Annotated in this window: 21 protein-coding genes and 2 pseudogenes; 8 read left to right on the plus strand and 15 right to left on the minus strand. The window is 74.4% G+C overall.

Annotation, left to right across the window (positions count from 1 at the left end; translation table 11 throughout):
- Both AB0E96_RS17720 and AB0E96_RS17725 read left to right on the plus strand, forming a co-directional pair.
- A partial coding sequence (locus tag AB0E96_RS17720; protein ID WP_359824325.1) for an ATP-binding cassette domain-containing protein occupies positions 1 to 759 on the plus strand: 759 nt, incomplete at its 5' end.
- A complete protein-coding gene (locus AB0E96_RS17725; protein ID WP_359824327.1) occupies positions 756 to 1,619 on the plus strand; it encodes an ABC transporter permease in 864 nt (287 codons plus the stop codon). The genes AB0E96_RS17720 and AB0E96_RS17725, both read left to right, overlap by 4 nt.
- A gap of 214 nt (positions 1,620 to 1,833) precedes the next feature.
- Here the strand turns inward: AB0E96_RS17725 and AB0E96_RS17730 are convergent.
- Positions 1,834 to 2,112: pseudogene (locus AB0E96_RS17730) on the minus strand (maleylpyruvate isomerase N-terminal domain-containing protein); the annotation flags it as partial.
- A 254-nt stretch (positions 2,113 to 2,366) separates the two neighbouring features.
- Positions 2,367 to 3,920, minus strand: a complete 1,554-nt coding sequence (locus AB0E96_RS17735) for an MFS transporter (protein ID WP_359824330.1) — start codon at positions 3,918 to 3,920, stop codon at positions 2,367 to 2,369.
- 177 nt (positions 3,921 to 4,097) lie between these two features.
- Here AB0E96_RS17735 and AB0E96_RS17740 point away from each other — a divergent pair, with 177 nt between their 5' ends.
- Positions 4,098 to 6,164, plus strand: coding sequence for an MDR family MFS transporter (locus tag AB0E96_RS17740; RefSeq protein ID WP_359824333.1), 2,067 nt, complete (start codon positions 4,098 to 4,100; stop codon positions 6,162 to 6,164).
- Between the two features lie 58 nt (positions 6,165 to 6,222).
- Here the strand turns inward: AB0E96_RS17740 and AB0E96_RS17745 are convergent, their stop codons facing one another.
- The 3 genes from AB0E96_RS17745 to AB0E96_RS17755 form a co-directional block, all read right to left on the minus strand.
- Positions 6,223 to 6,792, minus strand: coding sequence for a Uma2 family endonuclease (locus AB0E96_RS17745; RefSeq protein ID WP_359824336.1), 570 nt, complete (start codon positions 6,790 to 6,792; stop codon positions 6,223 to 6,225).
- A gap of 163 nt (positions 6,793 to 6,955) precedes the next feature.
- A complete protein-coding gene (locus AB0E96_RS17750) occupies positions 6,956 to 8,206 on the minus strand; it encodes an MFS transporter (RefSeq protein ID WP_359824339.1) in 1,251 nt (416 codons plus the stop codon).
- Positions 8,207 to 8,305: 99 nt separating this feature from the next.
- Positions 8,306 to 8,962 carry a GntR family transcriptional regulator gene (locus AB0E96_RS17755; RefSeq protein ID WP_359824341.1) on the minus strand — a complete coding sequence of 219 codons (657 nt, stop codon included), beginning with the start codon at positions 8,960 to 8,962 and terminating at the stop codon, positions 8,306 to 8,308.
- Positions 8,963 to 9,153: 191 nt separating this feature from the next.
- Between AB0E96_RS17755 and lysA the strand changes: the two genes are divergently transcribed.
- The 3 genes from lysA to AB0E96_RS17770 all read left to right on the plus strand — a co-directional run bounded on the left by lysA (position 9,154) and on the right by AB0E96_RS17770 (position 11,816).
- Positions 9,154 to 10,503 carry a diaminopimelate decarboxylase gene (gene lysA / locus AB0E96_RS17760; RefSeq protein ID WP_359824344.1) on the plus strand — a complete coding sequence of 450 codons (1,350 nt, stop codon included), beginning with the start codon at positions 9,154 to 9,156 and terminating at the stop codon, positions 10,501 to 10,503.
- Between the two features lie 63 nt (positions 10,504 to 10,566).
- Positions 10,567 to 11,490, plus strand: a complete 924-nt coding sequence (locus AB0E96_RS17765) for a LysR substrate-binding domain-containing protein (protein ID WP_359824346.1) — start codon at positions 10,567 to 10,569, stop codon at positions 11,488 to 11,490.
- A gap of 155 nt (positions 11,491 to 11,645) precedes the next feature.
- Complete coding sequence (locus tag AB0E96_RS17770) at positions 11,646 to 11,816, plus strand: hypothetical protein (protein WP_359824349.1); 171 nt, start codon at positions 11,646 to 11,648, stop codon at positions 11,814 to 11,816.
- A gap of 66 nt (positions 11,817 to 11,882) precedes the next feature.
- On the opposite strand, the gene AB0E96_RS17775 is transcribed toward AB0E96_RS17770, so the two are convergent.
- From AB0E96_RS17775 to AB0E96_RS17805, 7 genes are all read right to left on the minus strand, one after another.
- Positions 11,883 to 12,791: a serine hydrolase gene (locus tag AB0E96_RS17775; RefSeq protein ID WP_359824351.1), complete on the minus strand. Its 909-nt coding sequence runs from the start codon at positions 12,789 to 12,791 to the stop codon at positions 11,883 to 11,885.
- On the minus strand, positions 12,788 to 14,416 hold the full coding sequence (locus AB0E96_RS17780; protein WP_359824354.1) for a D-aminoacylase: 1,629 nt from the start codon (positions 14,414 to 14,416) through the stop codon (positions 12,788 to 12,790). Before AB0E96_RS17780 ends, AB0E96_RS17775 begins: the two co-directional genes overlap by 4 nt.
- A 53-nt stretch (positions 14,417 to 14,469) precedes the next feature.
- Positions 14,470 to 15,270 carry an amino acid ABC transporter ATP-binding protein gene (locus tag AB0E96_RS17785; RefSeq protein ID WP_359824357.1) on the minus strand — a complete coding sequence of 267 codons (801 nt, stop codon included), beginning with the start codon at positions 15,268 to 15,270 and terminating at the stop codon, positions 14,470 to 14,472.
- Positions 15,270 to 16,244 (minus strand): amino acid ABC transporter permease, encoded by a 975-nt coding sequence (locus AB0E96_RS17790; RefSeq protein WP_359824360.1) that lies wholly within the window; start codon positions 16,242 to 16,244, stop codon positions 15,270 to 15,272. Before AB0E96_RS17790 ends, AB0E96_RS17785 begins: the two co-directional genes overlap by 1 nt.
- Before the next feature lie 31 nt (positions 16,245 to 16,275).
- Positions 16,276 to 17,166: an ABC transporter substrate-binding protein gene (locus AB0E96_RS17795; RefSeq protein WP_359824363.1), complete on the minus strand. Its 891-nt coding sequence runs from the start codon at positions 17,164 to 17,166 to the stop codon at positions 16,276 to 16,278.
- 274 nt (positions 17,167 to 17,440) lie between these two features.
- The gene (locus tag AB0E96_RS17800) at positions 17,441 to 18,277 is read right to left on the minus strand and encodes a hypothetical protein (RefSeq protein WP_359824366.1); all 837 of its coding nucleotides are present in this window, start codon (positions 18,275 to 18,277) and stop codon (positions 17,441 to 17,443) included.
- 160 nt (positions 18,278 to 18,437) lie between these two features.
- Complete coding sequence (locus tag AB0E96_RS17805; protein WP_359824368.1) at positions 18,438 to 21,206, minus strand: SdrD B-like domain-containing protein; 2,769 nt, start codon at positions 21,204 to 21,206, stop codon at positions 18,438 to 18,440.
- 381 nt (positions 21,207 to 21,587) lie between these two features.
- Here AB0E96_RS17805 and AB0E96_RS17810 point away from each other — a divergent pair, with 381 nt between their 5' ends.
- Entirely contained in the window at positions 21,588 to 22,562 is a 975-nt protein-coding gene (locus tag AB0E96_RS17810) for an NAD-dependent epimerase/dehydratase family protein (protein ID WP_359824370.1), read from the plus strand.
- 178 nt (positions 22,563 to 22,740) lie between these two features.
- Here the strand turns inward: AB0E96_RS17810 and AB0E96_RS17815 are convergent, their stop codons facing one another.
- Entirely contained in the window at positions 22,741 to 23,778 is a 1,038-nt protein-coding gene (locus AB0E96_RS17815; protein ID WP_359824378.1) for an aldo/keto reductase, read from the minus strand.
- Positions 23,779 to 23,895: 117 nt separating this feature from the next.
- On the opposite strand from AB0E96_RS17815, the gene AB0E96_RS17820 reads away from it, so the two are divergent.
- Positions 23,896 to 24,516, plus strand: coding sequence for a TetR/AcrR family transcriptional regulator (locus AB0E96_RS17820; protein ID WP_359824372.1), 621 nt, complete (start codon positions 23,896 to 23,898; stop codon positions 24,514 to 24,516).
- A 69-nt stretch (positions 24,517 to 24,585) separates the two neighbouring features.
- Here AB0E96_RS17820 and AB0E96_RS17825 read toward each other — a convergent pair whose 3' ends face one another.
- Complete coding sequence (locus AB0E96_RS17825) at positions 24,586 to 25,185, minus strand: SUKH-4 family immunity protein (protein ID WP_359824375.1); 600 nt, start codon at positions 25,183 to 25,185, stop codon at positions 24,586 to 24,588.
- Between the two features lie 116 nt (positions 25,186 to 25,301).
- A pseudogene (locus tag AB0E96_RS17830) lies at positions 25,302 to 25,495 on the minus strand (hypothetical protein); the annotation flags it as partial.

Below are 25,495 nucleotides of genomic sequence, written 5' to 3' on the forward strand. Positions count from 1 at the left end.
GGCAGGCCGCGCGGCCTGCGGCACGCCGGCGTGCTGCTCGACGCGGGCGACGCCCACGGCGGGCGCACCGGCCGGGCCCAACTCCTGGCACTGGCCCGGGCCAACGCGATCCCCGCCGCACGGGTCGAGGAGGTGCTGGCGGAGGTCGGCCTCGGGGAGGCGGCCGGACGCCGGATCCGCGGCTACTCGCTCGGCATGCGCCAGCGGCTCGGCATCGCCGGCGCGCTGCTCGGCGACCCGCCGGTGCTGCTGTTCGACGAGCCGCTCAACGGGCTGGACCCGGAGGGCGTGCTCTGGGTGCGCGGACTGTTCCGCCGACTCGCCCGTGAGGGTCGGACGGTGTTCGTCTCCAGCCACATGATGGCCGAGATGGAGCACACCGCCGACCACCTCGTGGTGGTCGGGCGGGGCCGGCTGCTCGCCGACGAGAGCCTCGCGGAGTTCTCCGCCCGGGCCGGACGGGCCCGGCAGGACGGGCCGGGCGGGCGGACCGGCGGGGCCGGGCGAGCCGGCGTCACCGTCCGGGCCGCCGAACCCGACCGGCTGGCGGCCGTGTTGACGGCGGCCGGCGCCACCGTCCGGCCCGGCCCGGACGGCGCCCTCGCGGTGAGCGGCATGGACGCCACCCGGATCGGCGAACTCGCCCTGGAGCAGCGCCTGTTGCTGCACGCCCTGACCACCCGGGGCGCCTCCCTGGAGGAGGCGTTCATGGACCTGACCGCCGACAGCGTCGAGTACCCCGCCGGAGAACCCCGTTGAGCACCGCGCCCGCCACCCCCGCACCCGCCGGCACCGTTCCCGCCGGCACCGCCACCGAGCCGCGCGCCCGCTTCGGCGATCTGCTGGCCGCCGAGTGGCTCAAGTTCTGGTCGCTGCGCTCCGTCCCCTGGGTGCTCGGCCTCAGCGCGGCGGCGATCGTCGCCGCGAACCTCAAGTCCGCGCTCTACACCCGCGACCACTCCACACCCGGCGAGGGGGATCCGGCGAGCATGGCGCAGATCGCGCTGTACGACGCGTTCGGCACCGCCTCCGCGGACATCCTGATGCTGGTCGCGGACGGCCTCGGCGCGCTCGTCATCGCCGGCGAGTACGCCACCGGGCTGATCCGCACCACCCTGGCGGCCGTGCCCGACCGGCGCGCGGTGATCGCCGCCAAGGCCTGCGTCCTGACCGCGGTGCTGTTCGGCTACGGGGTGCTCACCGTCGGCCTCTCCTTCGGCGTCGGCCAGGCGATCCTCTCCGAGGTCGGCATCGGACAGTCCCTCACCGACCCGGCCGCGCTGCGGTACGTCGCGGCGGCGGTCCTGTTCGGCCCGGTCTGCGCGCTGGTCGGGCTCGGTATCGGCACCCTGGTCCGGCACGGCGCGGGCGCCGCGGTGGCCACCGTCGCGGTGCTGTTCTTCGTCCCGTCGCTGGTCACCGAGCGCTACCGGTGGAGCGCCGACCTGCTGCACGCCCTGCCGCTGCCCGCCTGGCAGCGCCTGGCCCGCACCACCCTGGCGGGCCTGCGCCCGACCGAGTACCCGGCCACCGTCGCGGGCGCCTGGGTCACCTACGCGCTGTGGTCGCTGGCCTCGGTGGCCGTCGCGGCGGTCGCGATCCACCGCCGGGACCACTGACGGCACCGGGACCGGTCCGCGCCGGAGCCGTCACCGGAGCCCGCTCTCGCCGAGGCCCTCACCGAGGGCGGCCCGGCCCCGGAACGGTCCGCCCTCAGAACGCCGCGATGCTCCCCGGCGCCCGCTCGGCGCGGCTGAGCGCCCGCGGCACCGCCTCCGGGCCGTGCCGCCAGCCGGTCAGCCGGTCAGCCGGTCAGCCCGGTCAGCAGGACGATCACCGACTCGTAGACCTCCCCGGGGAGTCGGGGCCGGCCACCCCGACGCCGCCCGTCAGGTCGTCGCCGTGAACGGCCAGTTCCATCGTCCGGGTGGCCAGCAGGTCGTCGAGGGTCAGGGCCCACGGCCCCCAGAACGGCAGCCGGGCCGGCCGGCCGCCGTCCGCGGCCGTCAGGGCGACCGCGAGCCCAGGGAGCGCGGCGGCCAGCCGGCGGTGCAGCGCCGGCCGGCCCGTCCGCCGCGAAGGCCTCGCTGCCCTGGCGGATCCGCACGTTGACGTCCGCGTCGAGCGCCGCGCCGACCCAGGCCGACCGTGCGTAGTGCTCCGTCAGCCCGACCACCGGCTCCACCGGTACGGGCGCGGCCAGCGGCTCCGGCACGCAGAGGACCTGGAAGGCCAGGTGTCCGGCCGGCCCGCCGACACTCCACCGCGCCAGCGCGCTCGGCCGCTGCCAGGCGGCCGCCACCTCCGGCCGGCGCGCAGCCCCTCGGCCGCGGTGGCGGCCGCCAGGAAGTCCGCCCGGGCGCCCGTCACGGCCCGTCCCCGTCCCCGTCCCGCGGCCCGCCCTCGCCCCCGCCCCGCGGCCCGTCGCCCACCCGCGGTCCGGCGGCCCGGAAGCTGCCCCGGCCCGAGGCCATGTCGGCGACCGCCACCAGCAGCGCCGCCAGCACCAGGCCGGCCGCGACCGTCACGCCCAGTTGGAAGGCCAGGGCCCAGTCCGGGCGGGGGCCGGCCGCGTGGGCGAAGAACACCGAGCCGACCACGGCGATGCCCACCGCCGAGCCGACCCGCTGCGCGGTCTGCAGCACCCCGCCGGCACTGCCCGCCCGGGCCACCGGCACCTGCTGGAGGGTCAGCGTCTGGTTCGGGGCGATCACCAGCCCGCTGCCCACCCCGGCGACCAGCAGCGGCAGCACTGTCGTCCAGCCCACGCGGGGCCCCGACCACAGCTGCACCGCGAGCGCCGAGGCCAGCAGTCCGGCCAGCACCAGCACCAGCCCGGCCACCACCAGCCGCCGGCCCAGCCGGCTCACCAGCCGACCGCCGACCGCCGCGGACACTCCCGAGCCGACCGCGAACGGAGTGATCGCCAGGCCCGCCGTCAGCGCCGAGTAGTGGAGTCCGGCCTGGAGGTAGAGCGTGAAGATGAAGAAGATCGCGGTGAACCCGGCGAAGTACACCAGCGACAGCAGGGTCCCCGCCGCGTACGGGCGCACCGCGAACAGCGCCATGCTCACCAGCGGTTCGCGCCGCCGCCCGTAGTGCAGCTCCCAGCCGACGAAGGCGGCGAGCAGCACCGCCGCGAGCGGCAGCAGCAGCCATCGGGCCGGGCCGTGCCACTGCTGCGCCTGGACGAACGGGAGCAGCAGCGCGACCGTCCCGGCGCCGAGCAGCAGCACGCCGACCGGGTCGAAGTCCCGGTGCCCGGCCCGTTCCGCGGCGGGCGGGGGCGCCGGGAGCAGATGGTAGGCGATCGGCAGCGCGGCGACGCCGATCGGCAGGTTGACCAGGAACACCCAGCGCCAGCCGTTCTCCGGGCCGACCACGTGGATCAGCAGCCCGCCGAGCAGTGGTCCGACGGCGGTGGACAGCCCGATGGTCGCGCCGAGGGCGCCGAAGGCCCGGCCGCGGTCGGCCCCCTGGAACAGCACCTGGATGAAGCCGGACACCTGCGGCACCAGCACCCCGCCGGCCGCGCCCTGGAACAGCCGGGCCAGCACCAGCCAGTCCTGGTTCTGCGCCGCTCCGGCGAGCGCGCTGGCCACGGTGAACAGCGCGAGCCCGACGAGGAAGACGGCCCGCCGGCTGCGCGCGTCGCCGAGCCGTCCGGAGGGCACCAGCACCAGGCCGAAGGCCAGCGCGTAGCCGCTGAGCACCCACTGCAGGCCGCTGTCGGACATGTGCAGCCCGGCCCGTACGGTCGGCAGCGCGACGTTGACGATGCTGACGTCCAGCAGGGTCATGAAGCCGGCGACCAGGCAGACCGCGAGCGCCCGCCAGCGCCGGGCGTCGGCCCGGTCGCCTACGGCGGTGGCGCCGGGCCGCGTCGGGTGCGCGGTACCGCGCTGGGGGTCGGCGTTCATGGGGAGCCTCTTCCCGGGGGCCGGGGCGTCCTGGTCGGCAGGTGACCGTCGGTCGGCTTCGCTCGGATCATCGTCACCCGGGCGGACCGGGGCCGCCACCCGGGCGGAACGGCCCCTCCCTCACCCGGACGGGCGAACCGGATCGCGGCCTCCGTGCGGACCCCGGAGGCTGACGGCATGAGCGTCGCCACCGAGACCCCACCCTCCGCCCCTCCGGTGCTGGACGTCCGGCAGCGGAACGTCGTCTTCGCCACCATCGTGCTCGGCATGCTGCTGGCCGCCCTCGACCAGACCATCGTCGGCACCGCCCTGCCCACCATCGTCGCGGACCTCGGCGGGGCCGCGCACATGTCCTGGGTGGTGACGTCCTACCTGCTGGCCGAGACGGTGGCCACCGTGCTGGCCGGCAAGTTCGGCGACCTGTACGGGCGCAAGCTGCTGTTCCAGGTGTCCGCGATCGTCTTCGTCGGCGGCTCCTTCCTGTGCGGCCTCTCCACCAACATGACCCTGCTGATCGCCTGGCGGGCGGTCCAGGGCATCGGCGCCGGCGGCCTGATGGTCACCGCCATGGCGCTGATCGCGGACGTCATCCCGCTGCGCGAACGCGGCAAGTACCAGGGGGCGATGGGCGCGGTCTTCGGGCTGGCGACGGTGGTCGGGCCGCTGCTGGGCGGGCTGTTCACCGACCACCTGTCCTGGCGCTGGGCGTTCTACGTCAACGTGCCGATCGCTGTCGTGGTGGTGATCGCGGCCGCCCGGACGATCCCCTCGGTGCGCTCGGCCGTCCGGCCGGTGATCGACTACCTGGGGATCGCGCTGGTCACGGTCGGCGCCAGCGCCCTGATCCTGGCGACCAGTTGGGGCGGCAACCAGTACCCCTGGGGCTCCGGGGTGATCATCGGCCTGTTCGTCGGCGGCGCGCTGGCCCTCGCCCTGTTCTGCTGGGCGGAGACCCGCGCCGCCGAACCGATGCTGCCCATGCGGCTGTTCCGCAACCCGGTGTTCACGGTCTGCTCGGTGCTCAGCTTCATCGTCGGTTTCGCCATGCTCGGCGCGCTGACCTTCCTGCCGACCTTCCTCCAGTACGTGGACGGCGACTCGGCGACGGTCTCCGGCGTCCGGATGCTGCCCATGGTCATCGGCCTGCTGGTCGCCTCCATCGCCAGCGGCAACGCCGTCGGCAAGACCGGCAGGTACCGGCTGTTCCCGATCGTCGGCACCCTGGTGATGGCCGTCGGCCTGTACCTCCTCTCCCGACTCCAACCGGGCACCGGCACCGCGCTCGCCTCGCTCTACATGGTCGTGCTCGGCGTCGGCATCGGGCTGACCATGCAGGTGCTGACCATCGCCGTGCAGAACACCGTCGACTACGCGGACCTCGGCACCGCCACCGCCGGGGTGACCTTCTTCCGCACCATCGGCAGCTCCTTCGGCACCGCCGTGTTCGGCACCATCTACGCCAACAGCCTGAAGACCGAACTCGCCGACGGCGTCGGCACCGCCGCCCGGCTCACCGGCGCCGACCCGGCCGTCCTCGCCCACGCCGCCGAGAGCCCGCAGGGCCTGCACCGGCTGCCCGCCGACCAGGCCGCGCCGCTCGTCCAGGCCTACTCCGACGCCCTGCACACCGTGTACCTGTGGACCATCCCGGTGGCCGTCGTCGGCTTCGTCGTCGCCCTCTTCCTCAAACAGGTGCAGTTGCGCGACACCACCCGGGCCGGCTCCACCGACATGGGCGAGGGCTTCGCCCAGCCGACCACCAGCGACTCCGACCCACACCTGGAGCTCGCCGTCAGCTCGATCGTGCGCGGCGTCGACCTCGGTACCATCCGCACGATCGTCGACGGCGCCGACATCCGGGTCGACCTCGCCGGGGCCTGGGCCCTGATGCAGGTCGCCGGCCACACCGAGGCCGTCGGCCACGCCTCGCTCGACCTCATCGCCGCCCGCAAGCGGGTGCCGCCCGAGGTCCTGGAACCGGTCTTCGACCGGATGGCCGCCGAGGGCTACCTCACCCGCGACGGCGACCGCCTCTCCTCCACCGAGGCCGGCACCCGCGAGGTCCGCGCCCTCGGCCACGCCTGGTCGGACTGGCTCAACGCCCGCCTCGACGCCGACGCCGGCCGCCCCCGCAGCCCCGGCCTGCGCGCCGCCGCCGACGCCATCGCCTGGCGCCTCCTCGTCGAGGACCTCGCCACCGGCCTCCCCGCCCACGCCCGCCCCAAGGACGCCGCGAAGGTCTAGGGCGTGTCTGACAATTCCCGCCGGGCGTGCGACGCCAAATGTCAGACACGCCCTAGTCCTACAACCGGGAGGTGTCGAGCTCCAGGTCGAAGGGCGCCGGGAGGGCAACGGGCGTGCCGAAAGGATGCGGCCCGCTTTCCGCGGCGTAGCCGAGACGGGTCGGCTCGCTGTACAGGGTGCAGCTGCGGTTCTGCCGGTCGATGAGGAGGTAGAGCGGGGCGCCGTACTGACCATAGCGACGGCGCTTGACGACGCGGTCTGTCTCCGCGTTCGACGGAGAACTGACCTCGACGATCAGGAGGGTCTGGTCGGGCAGCAGTGCGCCCTCGGTCTTCAGCGCGAGTTCGGCGGGCACGATGGCCAGATGCGGGATGTACCAGTTCTCGCTGCCGGGCAGATCGAGATTGCCGGAACCGGACACCAGGTCCAGTTCATCCATCCGGGCGCCGAGCTGGCGACGGACGAACTCGGCGGCGGACTCGTGCGCCCACGACGGCGACATAGGGGTGATGACTCCCTCGATGATCTCGGTCCGGTCGCCCGCGATGTGCCGGATCGCATACTTCAAGGCCTGCTCGGGATCGCTGACGGTGCTGTAGTCGCCAGGGACATGGGGTGCCGTACTCACAACGTGTCTCCCTCCTCCGTGATTCTCCCTCAGACCATGCCATCGGTCGGCCGACCGACCGGAATTGGACGCGCCCCGACCGCTCGTGTCCGTGTCGTGACGGGTTCGCAGGGCGTTCTGCCGCCCCGCCCGGGTGGGCGGGGCGGCGGCGGTGGTGGTGAGGTCAGCGGGAGGCCTCGGCGGGGGCGGTGCGGCGGGAGGAGAGGACGATCACGGCGAGGCTGGCGAGGGCGAGGGCCGTCACCGCGGTGAGCATCACGGTGTAGGAGGCCAGCGAGGAGAGCGCCGCGAGCACGGCGGGCAGCAGGAAGCCCGAGTAGCAGAGCGCGTAGTAGACACCCGTGATACCGGCCAGGTCGTCGGGGGTGACGATGCGCTGGATCTCCAGCAGCCCGGAGACCACCCCGATGCCGTAGGCGGCGCCGAGGAACACCGCGCCGCACAGGCCGAGCAGCGGGGAGCGGACGGCCGCGTCGCCGGCGCAGACGGCCATGCCGCAGGCCATCAGCACCATGGAGACGATGACGCCGCGCGCCGAGGAGAGCGAGTCGAGGCGCTTGGCGAAGGGCTGGACGAGGGCGCCGGTGCCGAGGGTGAGGACGGTCAGCAGGGTGGCGTAGGCCAGCGACCAGTCGCCGAGCCGGTCGCCGACCAACTGCGGGGTCACCGCGTACGCGACGCCGGCCGAGCCGAACACCCACGGGGCCATCGGCAGCACGACCCGGACGAAGCGCCGGTGCCCGGCCGCCGGGACCTTGAGGTCGGCCCAGAGGCTGCGGACGGCGCCGGTGGCCCGGGCCCGGGTCTCGACGGCCCTGGGGAGCAGGAACAGCGCGGGCAGGGTGACGAGCAGGTGGGCGAGGTACGGGGTGACCATCGGCCAGGGCCCCCACTGGGCGAGCACCCCGGCCACTCCGGCGCCAAGGCCGAAGCCGAGGGTCAGCGCGAGGGAGGCGCGGCGGGCGCCGGCGCCCTGGTCGGCGGCCGGGTCGTGCGGGGCCTGGGAGAGTTCCTTGACCCAGCTGGTGCCGACGGCCATCGCGATGCCGACGGCTATGCCGGTGAGGAACCGCCCCGCGTAGATGGGCAGTTCACCGGTCACGCCGCCGCACAGCACCCCGCTGGCGGCGAGCGAGACGGCCACCGCGCCGATCATCAGCGGGCGCCGCCCGTAGCGGTCCGAGGCCGCGCCGCCGACCAGCAGCCCGGGCACCAGCCCGAGGACGTACGCCCCCAGGAAGGCGTCCACGGTGACCTCGGAGTAGCCGCCGAGGTGGCGGTACATCAGCAGCAGCGGGGTGAACTGGTTGCCGCCCCAGCCGCAGCAGAGCATGGCCAGGGCGGCGAGCAGCCACGGCCGCCCCCGGCCGGAGGATGCGACGGGACCGGCGGACGGTGGCCGGGTGGTGCTCATGGTGGTGCTGCTCCTTGTCGGATGGTCGGGTCCCGGCGGTCCGTCGGGGGGTGCGCGCGGGTGCCGGCGCGCGGGAAGTCGGTACGGAGGAAGGGGGGTTCAGTGGTCGGTGACGGCCCGGTGGGCGTCCAGGTGGGCGCGCAGGGCGGCGGTGAAGCCCTCGGCGTCGCGGGCTGCGATCCGCTCGACGAGCACGGTGTGCTCCTCGACCAGCGAGGCGAGCCGTTCCGGCTGCACCTGGAGCAGTTGGACGGCCATCCGGCGCTGGCGGTCGCGCAGCGTCCCGTAGAACCGTTCGGCGAGCGCGTTGCCGGAGGCCGTCACGATGCCTCGGTGGAAGGCCTCGTCGGCGTCGGCGAAGGCCCCGAGGTCGGCCCGGTGGGCGGGCCCGCGCTGCTGGTCGATCAGCTCGGAGAGCTGCCGGACCAGCGTGTCGAGGCCGCCGGGACGGCGGGCGATCCGGCGCACGGCGGTGCTCTCCAGCGCCTCGCGCAGTTCCAGTACGTCCTCGGCCTCGCCGGGGCCGACCGGCACCACGACGGCTCCGCGCTTGGGGAAGAGCTGGAGCAGCCCCTCGGACTGCAGCCGCAGGAAGGCCTCGCGGACCGGGGTGCGGCTGAGCGAGGTGCGCTCGGCGATCTCCCCCTCGCTGATCAGGGTGCCGCCGGGGAGGCCGCCACCGAGGATGAGGTCCTTGGTCAGTTCGTACGCGCGGTCCGCGGCCGGGACGCGGGCGGGCGGCGGGGTGTCGGCCATGGAGCACACCGTAGCATCATAGATGCAAGCTTGGATGCAACACCCCGGGACTGCCCCGCCACCTGGGCGGAGCATCGGATTCGGTACTGCTCAGGGCCCGAAGAATGCGCTTTCTCCCTCCCTCCCCCAGGGCCGAGGATGGGCCGGGCCAACCAGCCTGCCGGGAGGAAGCCTTGTCCCCTGCGTCGACCGTGTCCCCTGCGTCGCCGGCCCCGTCGCCCGTCGATCCGGGCCTGCTGCCGCTCACCGCCGAGTTCCGCCCCGAGGGCCTGTCCGTCGGCGGCGTCCTGCTCGACGAGGCCGCCCGCCGGTACGGCACTCCGCTGTTCGTCTACGACGAGGAGCACCTGCGCCGCCGTTGCCGCGAGGCGGTGGCCGCCTTCGGCCGGGGCAACGTCGCCTACGCCTCCAAGGCCTTCCTGTGCACCGCGATGGCCCGGCTCGCCGCCGAGGAGGGCCTGCTGCTGGACGTCGCCTCCGGCGGCGAGCTGCGCACCGCCCTGTACGCCGGGGTCGCCCCGGACCGGATCGTGCTGCACGGCAACAACAAGGACGAGGCCGAGCTGCGCACCGCCCTGGCCGTCGGCCTGCGCCACATCGTGGTGGACAGCTTCGACGAGCTGGACCGGATCGAGCGGCTGCACCGCGAGGAGGGCCTGCCCCCGGCCCGGATCCAGCTGCGGGTGGCGCCCGGGGTCGCGGCCGGCGCCCACCAGGCCATCCAGACCGGGGGCCACGACTCCAAGTTCGGCTTCGGCCTGGCCGGCGGCGCCGCCGCGGCCGCGGTGCGCCGGGCCGAGCAGTCCGCGGCCGTCCGGCTGGAGGGTGTGCACGCCCACGTGGGCTCCCAGGTGCTCGACCCGGCCGAGCTGGCCGACGGCGCCGCCGCGGTCGCCCGGTTCGCGGTGGAGCACGGCCTGCGCCGGCTGACCGTCGGCGGCGGCCTGGGCGTGGCCTACCTGAGCGGGCAGAGCGCCCCCTCCTTCGCCGTCTGGGCGGAACGGGTCCGGGCGGCGGTGCGCGGCGCCGGCTGGAGCGGCGAGGTCGGCGTCGAGCCCGGCCGCTCGATCGCCGCCCGGGCCGGGCTGACCCTCTACCGGGTCGGCACCGTCAAGCGGATCGAGGGCGTGCGCACCTACGTCAGCGTGGACGGCGGGATGAGCGACAACCTGCGCCCGGCGCTGTACGGCGCCCGCTACGAGGCCTTCCTGCCGCGCTGCCCCGAGGCTCCCCGCCCGGGGCGCGCCCGGCTGGTCGGCAAGCACTGCGAGAGCGGCGACGTGATCATCGACGACGCCGCGCTCCCCTCCGACCTGCGGGTCGGCGACCTGCTGGCCACCCCGGTGACCGGCGCCTACGGCTACGCCATGGCGTCCAACTACAACAAGCTGCCGCGGCCCGCCGTGGTCTTCGTCCGGGACGGCGAGGCCCGCCTGGTGGTGCGCCGGGAGACCGAGCACGACCTGCTCCGGCTGGACGTGGCCGCCACCGGCGACGGCACCCGGGAGCCGGTGGCCGCGCAGCGGGCGCACACGTCCTGAGGCCCGCGCCGTGGACCAGCGCGCACCCGGCCCGGACCCCGGCACAGGCCTTAACCTGGGCCGATGCTGAACAGCGCCCGACTGCACGTCCTCCTGGAGATCGCCCGCCGGGGCACCATCGTGGCCGCGGCGCAGGCCCTGCACCTGAGCCCGTCCGCCATCTCGCACCAGCTCGCCCGTCTGGAGCAGGAGCTGGGCGTCGCGCTGGTGGAACGGGCTCCGCAGTCCCTGCGCCTGACTCCCGCGGGTGTCCGGCTGGCCGAGCACGCCCAGGCGATCGCCGATCTGATGGCCGTCGCCCAGGACGACCTGCGGGCGCACGCCCAGGGTGCGGCCGGTGTGCTGCGGATCGGCTTCTTCGCCTCCGCCGGGCTGGACCTGCTGCCCCGGGCGCTGGCCGCGTTCGCCGCCGGGCACCCCCACGTGGAGCTGGAGCTGATCATGGGCCAGCCGCACGAGCTGGTCCCGGACCTGGAGGCCGGCCGGCTGGACGCGGCCGTCGTCTTCGAGCACCCGCTGGACCCGTGGTGCCGGCAGACGGGTGTGGACGTACGGATGTACTTCGAGGAGCCGCAGCTGGTCGTGGTGCCGCTGCGGCACCGGCTCGGGCGGCGCTCGGCGGTGCGGCTGGCCGAGCTGGAGGGCGAGAGCTGGATCGGCACCCACGGCGGCAGCACCGGTGAGCCGGTGCTCGAACGCGCCTGCGCCGCCGAGGGGTTCCGTCCCCGGGTGCGCTGCCGCAGCGACCACTACCAGGTGACCATCAACCTCGCGCGGGCCGGCATGGGCGTCGCGCTGATCCCGGCGCTGGGCCTGGCCGACAGCGCCGGGGTGCACGTGTGCCGGCTGGACCACCCGCAGCTGCACCGCCGGATCGGGGTGGCGACCCGGGGCACCAACCGCAATCCGGTGCTGCGGGCCTTCCTCGCCGAACTCGGCTCCGCCGCCGGGGAGATCAAGGCCCTGCTCGACATGCAGTGGGCCTGAGCCCCGCCGCGCACGGCACCGGTCCCGGCCCTGTGCGGCGGGCCGCGGGTGTGCCATGCTGCACCCGCCGGCGGACGTCCGCCGGTCCTCGCACCGGTCCCCGCACCGGTCCTTCCGCCGACCGTCCACCGGTCCGTCCACCGAGGGGGAACCCGATGATCCGCCGGATCTCCGCACTCCTGGTCGCCGCCGCGGCCCTGCTGTCCGTCGCGGCCACGGCGGCGACGACCCACGACCGGCACGCCCCGGCCTCCGTCCTCGCCGAGGAGGAGGACTCCACCTCGGGAGGCCACACCCAGACCCGCTCGGAGCCGACCGGAAGCTGAGCCGGCCCGGAACGGCCCGCGCCCCCGAACCGGTCGGTCCGGGGGCGCCCGCCGTGGCGGGCCGGCTCAGGCCGGCCGCTGGGCCCAGGCCCCGAGGGCGCGGCCGACGTCCCGGATCGCGTGCACGGCGGCCCGTTCGGTGCTCGGCCCGAGCGCCACGTCCCAGTGCGCGACGACCGCGTAGGCCACCCGGCGGGCGCCCACGATGACGCCCGCGTCGGCCCGCACCCCGGTGTCCGTACCGGTCTTGTTGGCCACCAGCAGGGTGCCGGCCAGCGGCTCCGGGAAGCCGGGGGCGTACGGGTCGTGGTCGATCAGCGCGGGCACCAGGCCGTGGTCGGTGTTGGCGCGCATCCACCCGAGCAGCCGGGCCGAGGCCGCCGGGGAGGCCATCGCGCCCCGGACGGCGAGGGCCACCAGGCGGGCCAGGTCGCGGGCGGTGCCGGTGGCGAAGACCGGCGGGTCGTCCGGCCCGCGCTCGTCGCGCACCCGGTCGTGCAGGGTGAGCCGCTCCAGCCCGAGCTCGCGCGCCAGCCGCGCGGTGGCGGGCAGGCCGACCAGCCGCAGCAGCGCGTTGGTGGCGGTGTTGTCGCTGACCGCGGCCGTCAGCCAGGCCAGGTCCTCCACCGTCCAGCCGGGGCGGCTCAGCCGGCCGAGCAGACCGGTGCCGCCGGTGACGTCCTCGGGGAGGACCTCCACCGGCTGTCGGGCCGTCAGTTCGCCGCTGTCGAGCCGCCGGGCGACCTCGGCCAGCAGCAGCAGCTTGGAGGCGCTGGCGACGGGCAGCACGACGGTGTCGTCCACCCCGACGGTGCCACCGGCCGTACCGACGAAAGCACCGACGAAAGCACCGGCGGGAGCACCGCCGGCCGCACCGCCCTCCTCGGGGGCGTCCACGTCGACGGCGGCCACCGCGAGGGTCAGCGGGAGCGCCGCCGAACTGCGCGCGGCGGCGGCCACCTGGGCGAGACTCATCGGACCCGCACCACCTCTCCGGCCCGGCTCGCGGTCGCCCGGCCGTCGCGCACCGCGACCCGGCCGGCCCCCACGACGGTCTCCACGCCGAGCGGCGGGAGCAGCGGCTGCTCGAAGGTCGCGCCGTCCAGGACGGTCGCCGGGTCGAGCACCACCAGGTCCGCGACGGCCCCGTCCCGGACGACGCCGCGGCCGGCGAGCCGGAACCGCTCGGCGGGCAGGCCGGTCATCTTGTGCACCGCGAGCTCCAGCGGCAGCAGCCCCTGCCCGCGCCCGTAGTGGCCGAGCACCCGGGCGAAGCTGCCCGCCCAACGGGGGTGCGGGCGGCCGGGTTTGGGCACGCCGTCGGAGCCGATCATCGACAGCGGGCTGGCCAGTACCCGGCGGACGTCGTCCTCGCGCATCGAGTGGCTGATGATGGTCACCTCGCCCTGCGCCTCCAGCAGCAGGTCGCAGACGTAGTCCACCGGATCGGCGCCGCGCTCGACGGCCAGGTCGGCGATCCGGCGGCCCTCGACGGCGCGGCGGGCGGGGGCGGCGGCCACCGAGATCAGGTCCCAGCCGCCGTTGCCGACGGTGTTCTCCCAGCCCTCGACGCCGTTCGCGATGTCCACCCGGATCCGGTCCCTGACCTCCTTGCTGCGCAGCCGCTCCAGCAGGGCGGCCGGCCCGCCCTCGCTGGTCCACGGCGGCAGCATGGCGTGCAGCACGGTGCTGCCGGCGGTGTACGGGTAGACGTCGCAGAGCACGTCGACGCCGTCGGCGCGGGCCTGCTCCAGGCGCGGCAGGGTGCGCAGGGTGGCGCCCCAGGCGTGCCGTCCGGCGGTCTTGTGGTGGGAGACCTGGAGGGCGGCGCCGGAGCGCGCCGCGATCTCCAGCGCCTCCTCCAGGGCCTTCTCCACCTGGGACATCTCGTCGCGCAGGTGCGTCACGTACGGCTTGCCGTGCCGGGCGGCGACCTCGGCCAGGGCCACGATCTCCTCGGTGTCCGCGTAGACGCCGGGCGGGTAGATCAGGCCGGTGGAGAGCCCGGCCGCGCCCTGGGCCAGGGCCCGGTCGAGCAGCCCGCACATGGCGGCCAGCTCCTCGGGGGTGGGCGGGCGGTCCTCGAAGCCCATCACCCCGGCGCGCAGCGTGCCGTGGCCGACCAGCGAGGCGATGTGGTTGCGGCGCAGTTCGGGCCGCTGTCCGGCGGCGAAGGCGTCGAAGTCCTCGGCGGGCAGCACCGGCCCGAGGCCGAAGGAGACCCGCAGGTGCCCGGCGAGTTCGGGCAGCCGCTCGGGCAGGGAGGGGAACAGGCTGATCCCGCAGTTGCCGCTGATCTCCGTGGTGACGCCCTGGAGCAGCGGGGCGAGCCGCAGCTCGTCCAGGGCGTCGCCGTCGGTGTGGGTGCCGCCGCCGAAGGGGGCGGCGAGCGCGTCCGAGTGGGTGTGGACGTCGATGAAGCCGGGGGTGACGACCCGTCCGGTGACGTCCAGGGTCTCGGCCGCGGCCACCGCTGTGCCGGGCGGCAGGACGGTGACCCGGCCGCGCGCGACGGCGAGGTCGGCCGGGCGGGCGGGCGCCCCGGTGCCGTCCACCAGGGTGCCGCCGCGCAGCAGCAGGTCGACCGGGGTCGTGGTCACGTCCGTTCCCATCCGTTCCGTCGCCGGTGCCATCGCCGGTTGCGTCGTTCCCATCAGAGCACCGTGGAGAGGAAGGCCCGGGTGCGGTCGTGCCGCGGGGCGGTGAACAGCTCGGCCGGGGTGCCGGCCTCGACGACGGCGCCCTGGTCCATGAAGACGACCCGGTCGGCGACCTCGCGGGCGAAGCCCATCTCGTGGGTGACGACGATCATCGTCATGCCGCTGCTGGCGAGGTCGCGCATCACCCCGAGCACCTCGCCGACCAGTTCCGGGTCGAGCGCGGAGGTGGGCTCGTCGAAGAGCATCAGGGTCGGCTCCATGGCCAGTGCCCGGGCGATCGCCACCCGCTGCTGCTGGCCGCCGGAGAGCTGGGCCGGGTAGTGGTCGGCGCGGTCGGCCAGGCCGACCGTGTCCAGCAGCGCGCGGGCCTGGCGCTCGGCCTCCCCGCGCGGGCGGCCCTTGACCGCGACCGGGCCCTCCATCACGTTCTGCAGCGCGGTGCGGTGCGGGAAGAGGTGGAAGCGCTGGAAGACCATGCCGATCCGCTCGCGCTGGTGGCGGATGTCGCGCGGGCGGCGCTCGCGCAGCTTGGTGCCGGAGGCGCCGTGCGGCTCGTAGCCGACCGGTTCGCCGTCCACCTCGATCCGCCCGGCGTCGATCTTCTCCAGGTGGTTGAAGCAGCGCAGCAGCGTGGACTTGCCGGAGCCGGAGGGGCCGATCACGCAGAGCACCTCCCCCGCCCGGACCTCCAGGTCGATGCCGCGCAGCACCTCCAGGTCCCCGAAGTGCTTGCGCACCCTGCGGGCCGACAGCACCACCTCGGCGAGCGGCTTCTCCAGGTCCGTGCTCATCATCACTTGCCCTCCCCCTTCTTGAGGCTCTTCCCCGCTCCGCCGCGCCCGGGGCGCAGGTTGGCCAGCACCCTGCGGTGCAGCGCCGGCGGGGCGCCGGCCGGGTTGAACTTCCGTTCCACGGCGTGCTGGGCGACGCTCGCGATGGTGGTGAGCACCAGGTACCAGATCGACGCGACGATCAGCAGCGCGATCACCTCGAAGTTGGCGAGGTAGAGGTGCTGCGAGACGGTCATCAGGTCGGCGCCGGCGATGACGGAGACCAGCGAGGTGGTCTTCAGCATCGAGATGAACTGGTTGCCGAACGGCGGGATGATCACCCGCATCGCCTGCGGCAGCACCACCCGGGTGAGGATCTGCCGGTTGGACATGCCCAGTGAGGCGCCGGCCTCGCGCTGCCCGGGGTCGACGCTCTGGATGCCGGCCCGGACGATCTCGGACATGTAGGCGCCCTCGTTGATCGACAGGCCGAGCAGTGCCGCCACGAAGCCGGTGATCAGGGTGTTGGACTGCCAGCTGACCAGCTTGGGCCCGTCGAACGGGATGCCGATGCTGATCTCCGGGAAGAGCAGCGCCAGGTTGAACCAGAAGATCAGCTGGACCAGCAGCGGGGTGCCGCGGAAGAACCAGGTGTACGCCCCGGCGGTGGTGCGCAGCACCGGGCTGTCGGACAGCTGCATCACGGCGACCACCACGCCGATGACGATGCCCACCACCTGGGAGATCAGGGTGAGTTGGACGGTCACCCAGAGCCCTTCCAGGATCACGCCGTCGAACTGGTACCTGGCGACGATGTCCCAGTGCAGGTTGGGGTTGACGATGATCGTCCAGGCCAGCCAGACGGCGGCGAAGGCCGCCGCCAGGACGGCGAACCAGCGCGCCGGGCGGGGCCGGCCGGTGACCTCGAGGGCCAGGTCGTCGTCGGCCGCGACCGCGGCGGCCGGGGACGCCGGGGCGGGCGTCGCGGGGTCTCTCATGTCGGTGCTCATCTCGTCGGTGCCGCCGTTCTCACTGCGCCGCGTTGACGGTGGCGCGCTCCACCGCGCTGCCGCCCACCTGGTAGGTGTCCAGCACCTTGCGGTACTCGCCGTTCTCGATCAGCTCCTGGAGCGCCTTCCGCACCGCGTCGCGCAGCCCGGAGTCCTTCTTCGCCACCGCGATGCCCCAGGGCGCCGTCCCGTACTGGTCCGGCAGCACCTCGTAGGAGCCGCTGTTCCGGACGAACATCTGCGCCACCGGGTAGTCCACGATCGTGGCCACGGCCCGGTCGCTGTCCAGCTGGAGCAGCCCGGTCGGGGCGTCCTCGCTCTGCGAGATCGCCATCTTGGTGGCGCACTTGGCGTTCTGCTGCTCGCCGATCTCCAGGTTGGAGCTGCCCTTGGCGAGGACCACCTTCTTGCCGCAGAGGTCCTCGATGGACGTGATGCCCTCGGGGTTGCCCTTCTTCGTCATGATCACGCCGCCGGTGCGGAAGTAGTCGACGAAGTCGACGGCCTGGCGGCGCTGCGCGCTGTCCGTCATGGAGGACATCACCAGGTCGTAGCGGCCGGCCTGGAGGCCCGGGATCAGGCCGTCGAAGGAGGAGTTGGCGAGCTCCAGCTTCAGGCCGAGCCTCCCGGCCAGGGCGGCGGCGAGGTCCGGGTCGACGCCGGTGAGCTCGGTGGTCCCGGTCTTGTACATCTCCATCGGCGGGTAGCCGACGGAGGTGGCCACTCTGAGCACGCCGCTCTGCTTGTTCTTCGCCGGGAGCAGCTCGGCGGCGCTCTTCCCGGAGTTCTGCGCGGCCTGGGCCGCGCCGGCGGCCGGGGAGCCGCCCTGGTCGGAGCGCCCGCAGGCGGTGGCGGCCAGGACGACCAGGGACAGTGCGGCCAGACAGCGCAGGGAACGGGGGCGGTTCATCGGCTACTCCCTCGGGCGGTGACGGTGCGCCGATGCTGGCAGCCGAGTCCGGGTGAACGGAAGATGATGAAGCTATTGCTGCCTCACCAACGATTTTTGTACGGCTGACCGGCCTGTCCGAAGGGTTTCCGGCCGTGTCCGCGGTCTTCCGGAGCGTGCGTGCCGGGCAGGCCGGGCGGACCGGGTCGCGCCGGGTCGGCCCGGACGGCACGGCTCGGCTCGGTCCGGGTCGGTTCAGCCCGGGACGGCTCGGCTCAGGCCGGGCCGCGCCGGCTCAGCCGGTGAGCCACGGGGCCTCGGGCAGCTTGGCGTCCGCCTGCCGTCCGGTGACCTCCACCGTGGTCGGGGTGCCGAGCCCCGGCATCCGCATCGTCACCCGGCGCAGCCCGCCGTCGCCGTCCACCCAGTACGTCAGCGGCGAGCGGGCGCCGTCGGGCGCGGAGCCCTGGGCGCGCGGGCCGGCGAAGCGGTCGTAGCTCCGGCCGTCGATCCGGTCCCGGCCGAGCCAGCGGGCACCGGACTGGGCGAGCAGCAGCGGGTTGTCGGGGCGGTCCGCGCCGAGCTGGACCAGCAGGTTCAGCCCCGCGTCCAGCGGGTCCGCCGTGTAGGTGCGCGGCGACCAGCCCTGGCGGGGGATGTGCTCGGCCTGCTCCCAGGCCGGGGCGTCGGTGGGGACGGCGGTGGGGGCGGCGGCGGTCGGGGTTCCCGGGCCCGCGCCGGCCGCGTCGGGGGCCAGCCCGAGGCCGCCGGTGTCCCAGACGATCAGGCCGTGGTCCAGCGGGCCGCTCGCGCCGGTGGTCCGGTAGCGGCCCACCCCCCGGTGGGTGCGGTAGTCGAGGATCCCGTCGACCCGGATGCTCACGCCCCCGCCCTCGTCGGCCGTCAGCGACACCGCCACCGGGCTCGCCTGGTAGAGGTTCAGCCGCGACAGTGCGAGCCGGCCCGCCTCGTCGGTGGTCACCGGGCGTTCGGCGGCCTCGTCGGAGGCCGTCCGGTAGACGGCCACGCCGCCGGCCGCGGCGCCGCACACCGCGATCGCGATCAGGGCCTTGAGCCAGCCGGCCCTGGCCCACCGGGGCCCGGGGCCGTCGGCCTTCGTGCTACGGGGCATGCAGCCCGCTCCCTTCCTCGGTCGGACACGACAGTCGGGCGGGTCCGGGGACCAACGGTCCCACGAACCCGCCCGATCGGGCCCGGCACGGGTCTCCCCGCACCGGGCCCCGGCGAACTCACCGGCGCGAACGCGCTTCCGCGAACGCCCGACAGAGGCGCTAGCCGCGCTGGGCGGCCTTGCGTCGGCGGACCACCAGCACCATGGCGGTCCCGAGGGCGATCAGCGCCGCCGCGCTGGTCAACGCGATCGGCATCCCTTCACCCGCACCGGTGTTGGGCAGGTGCCCGGACGCCGGAGGCGCGGGGGCCGGCGGCACCGGGGCCGCCGACGTCTGCGCCGGGGTCGGCGTCTCGGTCGGGGTGGGCGTCGGAGTCGGCGTCGGGGTGGGGATCAGCTTGTTGACGGCCGTCACCTCCACGCCGGCGTCGAGGTTCGCCGAGGTCAGCTTCAGCGGGCCGAAGACGGTGACCTCCGGCGCCGAGTAGCCGTCCGGCGGGCTCAGCTCCTGCCAGTAGTACGTCCCCGGCACCCCTGTGCCCTGGCAGATGCCGTCGGCCCCGGTCGTGCAGGGTTCGCCCACCTTGGTGTCCGGCTTGTCGCCGGTCGGCTGGAGCCCGTCGGTCCCGTTGGTCTCGTGCCACAGCTGGAACTTGGCGCCGGCCAGCGGCTTGCCGTCCTGGTCGTGCTTGACCAGGCGCAGCGCGCCCTCCTGGAGGCGGAAGCCGAAGTCGTAGGTGTGGTCGTTCTCGCCGGGGCCGCCGGTGGTCAGCGCCCGCTCCGGGAACTTGCCGCCCTTCGGGACGATGCCCTTGGAGTCGATGAAGTGGTTGTCACCGACGTCGGGGTCGGTCGGCACCCACTGGAAGAGGGGGCCGTCCTTGGCGTAGTCCGCCGGGTTGTCCAGCTTGATCGTGTACTTGGTCCGCGGCTTGAGGCCGCCGTCGACGTTGCTGTCGTCGAAGTAGTACTCGCCGCGCTTGGTCGTCGTGGTCGTGCCGACGAGCTTCCCCGCCTCGTCGTACAGGTGGACGGTGGCACCCGGAACCGGCTTCTGGCCCGGCAGTTGGAGGCCGCTGCGCTCGGGGTCGTACCAGACGCGGTTGCCGATCTGGAGCGGAGCCTGGTCGCAGAGGACTTCGAGGTCGCCCATCGCGGCGCCCTTGCCGAACGGCGGGGCGCCCGGGGCGGTGTTGAGCCGCACGCCGCCGTCCGCCTTGCCGTTGCGCTTCTGGAAGGCGCTGCCGTAGCCGTAGGCCTGGCTGTCGCTGTCGTAGCCCGAGATCACGATGGAGTCCTCGACCTTCGAGAACGCCATCCCCGCGTTGCCGGGGTTGTTGTGGCCGATCCGGGCGTTGTCGAAGAACCGCTGGCCCCGGGCCGTGGAACCGCAGCCCAGGTTGGTGTCCAGCAGGTAGGCGCCGTTCGCCGGGCAGGCCTTGAGGAGGTCGCCGCCGGGCAGGACCTTGGCCATCGTGCTGCCCGTCGGGCTGGCCGCCGACTGGTCGCCGAAGCGGTCGCGGAAGGCGAGCAGCATCGAGCCGTCCGTCTCGAACGCGATCTCGGCCAGCGCCGGCTCGGGGTTGGCCATGTAGTTGTCGCCGCAGGCCTGGCCGTTCTGGGTGCTCGGGAAGGTGTCCTGCCACGGGTACCAGCCGGTGCCCGGGCACGGCCCGCCGACCGTGGTGCCGCGCGGGTAGTCGAGCGGCTGGTTCAGCACCGCCGACTTGAACGCGCCGGTGGACAGGTCGAACGGCAGCACCACGGCCCGCAGGTCCGCGGACTTGCCGGTGGACTCGCCCGAGCAGACGCCGCCGAGGAAGCCGACGCCGTCCTGGATGCCGAGGCCGTACGGGCGCCAGTCCCCCGACGCCGGGCAGCCCGGGTCCGGGATGGCGTAGGAGGCCTTCGGCGCGGCCGCCGTCGCCGCGGTGGCGTCGTAGCGGTAGAGCTTGCGGTCGTGCAGGTTGACGACGAAGAGGTCCTTGCCGTCCTCGGTGATCTTGATGCCGCCGAGGCTCTCCTTGCCCACCGGGGCCAGGAAGCCGTCGTCGTTGCCCGGGGTGTGCGCGGTGGTGCCCGCGTCCGGGACGGTGGCGAACAGGGTGGTCTTCTTCGTCGCCCAGTCGGTGACGTAGATCCCGCCCGGACCGCCGGGGCCGTAGCTGGTGGTCCGCTTGGCCTGGGCCGAGGAGAACACCCGCCGGTCGGCCTTGTTCCAGGCGATGCCGTAGAGGTTCCCGGTCTGCCCGGCCGTGGCCACGTCGGTCAGGGTGAAGCCCTTGCCGGCCGTTCCGCGGGACTCGTACGGGAAGGACACCAGCGTGTGCTGGGCGTCCCCGTCCGCGGGCGGGTTCTGGCAGGTCGACACCAGCGGCGCGTTCTTCTGGCAGTAGTCACCCGGGCTCCAGAGGCCCGTGGTGAGTTCGGCCGTCTTGCCGCCGGAGAGGTCGACGAACTCCTCGTTGGAGCTCAGCTTGGTGGGGGCGCCGTCCAGGCCCTCCCGCGAGGCGAAGGCCGGGTAGAGCACGCCCGGCTTCGGATTCACCACCTGGACGCGGTACTTGCCGCCGGTCAGCTTGCTCGTGGCCGGCGCCAGCGTCACGGTGCCGTCGGCCGCCGTGGTGCCCTCGACGGCCACCCCGGCGTCGTCGGTGAGCGTGACCTTCACACCCGCCATGGTCGACTCCAGGCCGGGCGTCCACACCCCGTCGGTGTCGACGGCCCGGATCACCCGGACCTTCACCGTCCCGTCGCCGGTCTGCGGGAAGGCCGAGGGGGCCGCCGCCACCGAGCAGGCGCCGATCACCACCGCCAGCGCCACCGCGCCGCCCGCGGTGCGACGGCCCGAGGCTCGGCTCCCGGGCCCGTCCGACCGCCGGTCCGGGCCGCGCGCGGCGCCGGCGGTTCGTTCAGTTGTCGTCGTCATCCCTGCTCTCATCGTCCGGTTGGGCCCTCCGGCCGACCTCGTGGATCGAGTTCCCGAGTGGCGAAAAGCCGTCATTGTTAACGGGAGCTTAAAGGGGATTCACACAAGTTCGCCGGGAAACAAGGAACTTTGACGATCCCTCAGACGTAACAGGGCCGTCACGGCCCACCACCCGCCACCACCGCCGAACGGCTGACCAGCGGCGACCGGCCGGGCACGACCCAACGCGCCGACGACCGCCGCCACATGCGGCCGGGCGTCGAACACAGTTCCCCCCGGAACCATACACACCACTTCCGGACTCGCTTACCCCACCCACAACTTGCGCAACAACCGGGCACCGGGTGGCAGCGGCCAGGCCCGAACTGGCACGATGTCAGGATGCGCATTCTGGTCATCGGCGGCACCCGCTTCATCGGTCTCCACTTCGCCGAGGCGGCCCTGGCCGCCGGGCACGAGGTCACGGTGGTGCACCGCGGCCGCACCGGCTCCGGACTGCTCCCGGACGCCACCCACCTGATCGCCGACCGCGACGCCGACCTCTCCGCGCTGCGCGGCCGCAGCTGGGACGCCACCGTCGACTTCTGCGCCTACTACCCGCGCCAGGTCCGCGAGTTGGCCGCCACCCTCGACCCGGGAGCGGCCGGCCGGTACCTCCTGGTCTCGACCGTCTCGGTGTACGACGTCCCGGCCGCCCCCGGCTACGCCGAGGACTCCCCGCTGCTGCCCGCCGACGGCCCGGAGCCCGAGGCCGTCACCGCCGAGACGTACGGGGTCCTCAAGGTCCAGTGCGAGCGCGCCGCCCAACAGGCCTTCGGCGACCGGACCCTACTGGTCCGCCCGACCTACGTGATCGGCCCCCGCGACTACACCCACCGCTTCGACTACTGGGTGCGGCGCCTCGCCCGGGGCGGCGAGGTGCTCGCCCCCGGCCGCCCGGACGCCGCGGTCCAGGTGGTCGACGTCCGCGACCTCGCCCACTGGATGCTCGCCCTCCTGGAGCAGGGCGCCTCCGGCGCCTACCACGCCGCCACGCCCCCGCCGTTCGGCATGGGCGACCTGCTCGACGCCATCGCCTCGGCGGTCGCCCCGCCCGGCACCACCGTCACCTGGGTGGCCGAGGAGTTCCTCCGCGAGGCCGGCGTCGAGCAGAACGCGCTCCCGCTCTGGCCCTCCTCCCCCGAGCGCCGCGCCACCAGCACCGCGGCCCCGGCGGCCGCCCTCGCCACCGGGCTCGTCTTCCGCCCCGTCGCCGAAACCGCCCGCGACATCGAGCCGTTCGAGCCCGTTGCCGGCACCCTCGACCCCGCCCGGGAAGCCGAACTCCTCGCCGCCTGGCACGCCCGGCAGGCCTGACCCCCACCCCGGCCACCGGCGCGGGGCCGACCGCCCGCCCCGCAGCAGCCGGTCCGGCCCCGGCCCGGACATCTCCCGGGCCGGGGCCCACGCATGCCGCACGGGAAGGCGCCGCCGCCCGGCGGGCGCGTCGGCTGCGAGCCCTGGAACCGCCGGATCCCCGGCCCCGCCAGGCGTCTCAGCCCGCGAGCGGCGGGTCGAGGCGGGCGAAGGCCTCCTGGCGGCGGTACGGGAAGTACGGGTACGGCGCGGTGCGGGCGCCGGCGGCGTCCAGCCGGGCCACCTGGTCCTCCGTCAGGGACCAGCCGACCGCGCCGAGGTTCTGGCGCAGCTGCTCCTCGTTGCGCGCGCCGATGATCACCGAGGAGACGGTCGGACGGCGCAGCAGCCAGTTGATCGCCACCTGGGGGACGGTGCGGCCGGTCTCGGCGGCGACCTCGTCCAGCGCGTCGACCACCCGGTACAGCAGTTCGTCCTCCACCGGCGGGCCGTAGTCGGCGGTGTCGTGCAGCCGGCTGCCGTCCGGCAGCGGCTGTCCGCGGCGGATCCGCCCGGTGAGCCGGCCCCATCCGAGCGGGCTCCAGACCAGGGCGCCGACGCCCTCCTCCCGGGCGAGCGGCATCAGCTCCCATTCGTAGTCGCGGCCGACGAGCGAGTAGTAGACCTGGTGGGTGGCGTACCGGGGGCGGCCGTGCCGCTCGGCGAGGGCGAGGGACTTCATCAGCTGCCAGCCGGAGAAGTTGGAGACCCCGGTGTAGCGGATCTTGCCGGCCCGGACGAGGTCCTCCAGGGTGGCGAGCACCTCCTCGATCGGGGTGCCGGCGTCGTAGGCGTGCAGCTGGAAGAGGTCGAGGTAGTCGGTGTCGAGGCGGCGCAGCGCGTCCTCCACCGAGCGGATCAGCCGGGCGCGGGAGGTGCCGGCGTCCTGCGGGCCGTCGCCGGTGGGCAGTCCGGCCTTGGTGGAGATCAGCACCTGGTCGCGGCGGCCGCGGATCGCCTGGCCGAGCACCTCCTCGGAGGCGCCGTCGGAGTAGACGTCGGCGGTGTCGAAGAGGGTGACCCCGGCGTCGATGGCGATGTCGAGCAGCTTGCGGGCCTCCTGGACGCCGGTGGTGCCCCAGGCGCCGAACAGCGGGCCGCGTCCGCCGAAGGTGCCGGTGCCGAGGCTGAGCGCGGACACCTTGAGCCCGGACGTGCCGAGCCGGCGGTACTCCATGTCGGTGGTGATGGTCATGGCGGTTCTCCCCTCGAAGCCCCTAATGGGACTCCCGTTCCGTTAGGATGCCGTGAACCTAGCAGACTGCAGCCACCTAATGGAACAGGAATCCCGTTAATGGCCGTCGAGCCCTCCACTCCCGGCACGGTCCGCCCCGGCGGCCGGACCGCCCGGGTCCGCACCGCCGTCCTGCGCGCCGCCGAGGACGCCCTGGTCGAGCACGGCTTCGGCGGCCTCGACCTCGGCGACATCGCCCAGCGGGCCGAGGTCGGCCGCACCACCGTCTACCGCCGCTGGGGCAGCACCACCGCGCTGGTCGCGGACCTGCTCGCGGACATGGCCGAGCAGTCCCTGCCGCGCACCGACAGCGGCTCCCTCGCCGGAGACCTCCGGGCCAACGCCCGACTCGTCCAGCGCACCCTGGCCGACCCCCGGCAGGGCGCGCTGTTCCGCGCCGTCATCATGGCGGCGAACTGCGACCCCGAGGCGGCCGAGGCACTGCGGCACTTCTACCGGCGCCGGGTCGAGGAGTGGGCGCCGTGCGTCACCGCCGCCGTCGAACGCGGCGAACTCCCGCCGGACACCGACGCGTTCGAGGTTATCCGGGCGGTCTCGGCGCCGCTCTACTACCGGATGCTCACCACCGCGGAGCCGCTGGACGAAGCGGCCGCGGACCGCGCCGCCCGGGCCGCCGAGGCGGCGGCCCGGGCCGGGGCATACCCGCGCCTCGACGGTTAGGACCCATGCCGGACACGCCGGCGGCCGCACAGCGCCGAAGCGTTGTGCGGCCGCCGGGCCCGGAGGGCGTCAGTCCTGGTACTCCTCGCGCAGGTTCTCCAGCAGCCCCGCCCAGAGCTCCGACTCCTCCGGCCCCTGGCCCAACTCCCGCACCAGCGCCTCGAACTCGTCCAGCGCGGCCTCGGCGTCCCCGCCGCGGATCCGCTCCTCCCGGCGGGCCAGCAGCGCGAGCGCGCCGACCACCCCGGGCAGCGAGTCGGCCGCCCGGCCGCGCTCGCCGCTCCCGTGGTCCCAGCCGTCCGCGTCGTAGATCCGCACCGCGCCGCAGTCGCCGTCCACCATCAGGTGCAGCGCGTCGAACCTGCCGACGCAGTACCCCCGGGCGCTCGGCGGAGTGTCGTCCCCCGGCGCGCGCCCGCCGAACAGCCCGTCCAGGTCCGCCTCCCACATCCCGCGCTCGGGCAGGTCGGTGGAGTCGAAGCCGAGGAACGCCAGCCCGACGGCCGGCACTCCGACCTCGCCCAGGAACGCCCGGGCGTCCTTCGCCGTCAGCCGCTCGGGCAGCGCCTCGGGCTCGGGCCGCCACAGCGTGCCGGGGCCGAAACAGGACTCCAGCCAGGCCGCGGTGGGCTTCCGGGCGGCGGCCAGGTCGGTGCCGGTGCTGCTCATCGGTGCGTCTCCCCCGGTCGGAACGGTGTGCCGACGTCATTCAAGCGCACCGCGCCGACAGCGCGGGCCGCCGGGGGACTCCCCCGACGGCCCGCGCGGAGCTCCGGCCTGACGGTCTAGAAGAAGCCGTCGTCCTCGTAGTAGTTGTTGACGACCACCTGCGGGTCGTCGTCGAAGGCCTCGTTCAGCAGCGCGCCGCCGACCAGGCCGGCCGACGCGCGATCTTCCGCGCCTCCCTGGAGGGGCGGGGCGGCGACATAGAAGGCACTGTCGATCGCCGATCCCAACTCAGGATGCAGCGACAGGAAGT

It is taken from the genome of Kitasatospora sp. NPDC036755 (assembly GCF_040636595.1).
Taxonomy (GTDB): Bacteria; Actinomycetota; Actinomycetes; order Streptomycetales; family Streptomycetaceae; genus Kitasatospora.

Coding starts and splice junctions, on each gene's coding strand:
- AB0E96_RS17735 (WP_359824330.1), bottom strand. CDS start 3,920: ATGAACGCCGACCCCCAGCGCGGTACCGCGCACCCGACGCGGCCCGGC.
- AB0E96_RS17740 (WP_359824333.1), top strand. CDS start 4,098: ATGAGCGTCGCCACCGAGACCCCACCCTCCGCCCCTCCGGTGCTGGAC.
- AB0E96_RS17750 (WP_359824339.1), bottom strand. CDS start 8,206: ATGAGCACCACCCGGCCACCGTCCGCCGGTCCCGTCGCATCCTCCGGC.
- AB0E96_RS17755 (WP_359824341.1), bottom strand. CDS start 8,962: ATGGCCGACACCCCGCCGCCCGCCCGCGTCCCGGCCGCGGACCGCGCG.
- AB0E96_RS17765 (WP_359824346.1), top strand. CDS start 10,567: ATGCTGAACAGCGCCCGACTGCACGTCCTCCTGGAGATCGCCCGCCGG.
- AB0E96_RS17770 (WP_359824349.1), top strand. CDS start 11,646: ATGATCCGCCGGATCTCCGCACTCCTGGTCGCCGCCGCGGCCCTGCTG.
- AB0E96_RS17775 (WP_359824351.1), bottom strand. CDS start 12,791: ATGAGTCTCGCCCAGGTGGCCGCCGCCGCGCGCAGTTCGGCGGCGCTC.
- AB0E96_RS17785 (WP_359824357.1), bottom strand. CDS start 15,270: ATGATGAGCACGGACCTGGAGAAGCCGCTCGCCGAGGTGGTGCTGTCG.
- AB0E96_RS17790 (WP_359824360.1), bottom strand. CDS start 16,244: ATGAGAGACCCCGCGACGCCCGCCCCGGCGTCCCCGGCCGCCGCGGTC.
- AB0E96_RS17795 (WP_359824363.1), bottom strand. CDS start 17,166: ATGAACCGCCCCCGTTCCCTGCGCTGTCTGGCCGCACTGTCCCTGGTC.
- AB0E96_RS17800 (WP_359824366.1), bottom strand. CDS start 18,277: ATGCCCCGTAGCACGAAGGCCGACGGCCCCGGGCCCCGGTGGGCCAGG.
- AB0E96_RS17805 (WP_359824368.1), bottom strand. CDS start 21,206: ATGACGACGACAACTGAACGAACCGCCGGCGCCGCGCGCGGCCCGGAC.
- AB0E96_RS17810 (WP_359824370.1), top strand. CDS start 21,588: ATGCGCATTCTGGTCATCGGCGGCACCCGCTTCATCGGTCTCCACTTC.
- AB0E96_RS17815 (WP_359824378.1), bottom strand. CDS start 23,778: ATGGAGTACCGCCGGCTCGGCACGTCCGGGCTCAAGGTGTCCGCGCTC.
- AB0E96_RS17820 (WP_359824372.1), top strand. CDS start 23,896: ATGGCCGTCGAGCCCTCCACTCCCGGCACGGTCCGCCCCGGCGGCCGG.
- AB0E96_RS17825 (WP_359824375.1), bottom strand. CDS start 25,185: ATGAGCAGCACCGGCACCGACCTGGCCGCCGCCCGGAAGCCCACCGCG.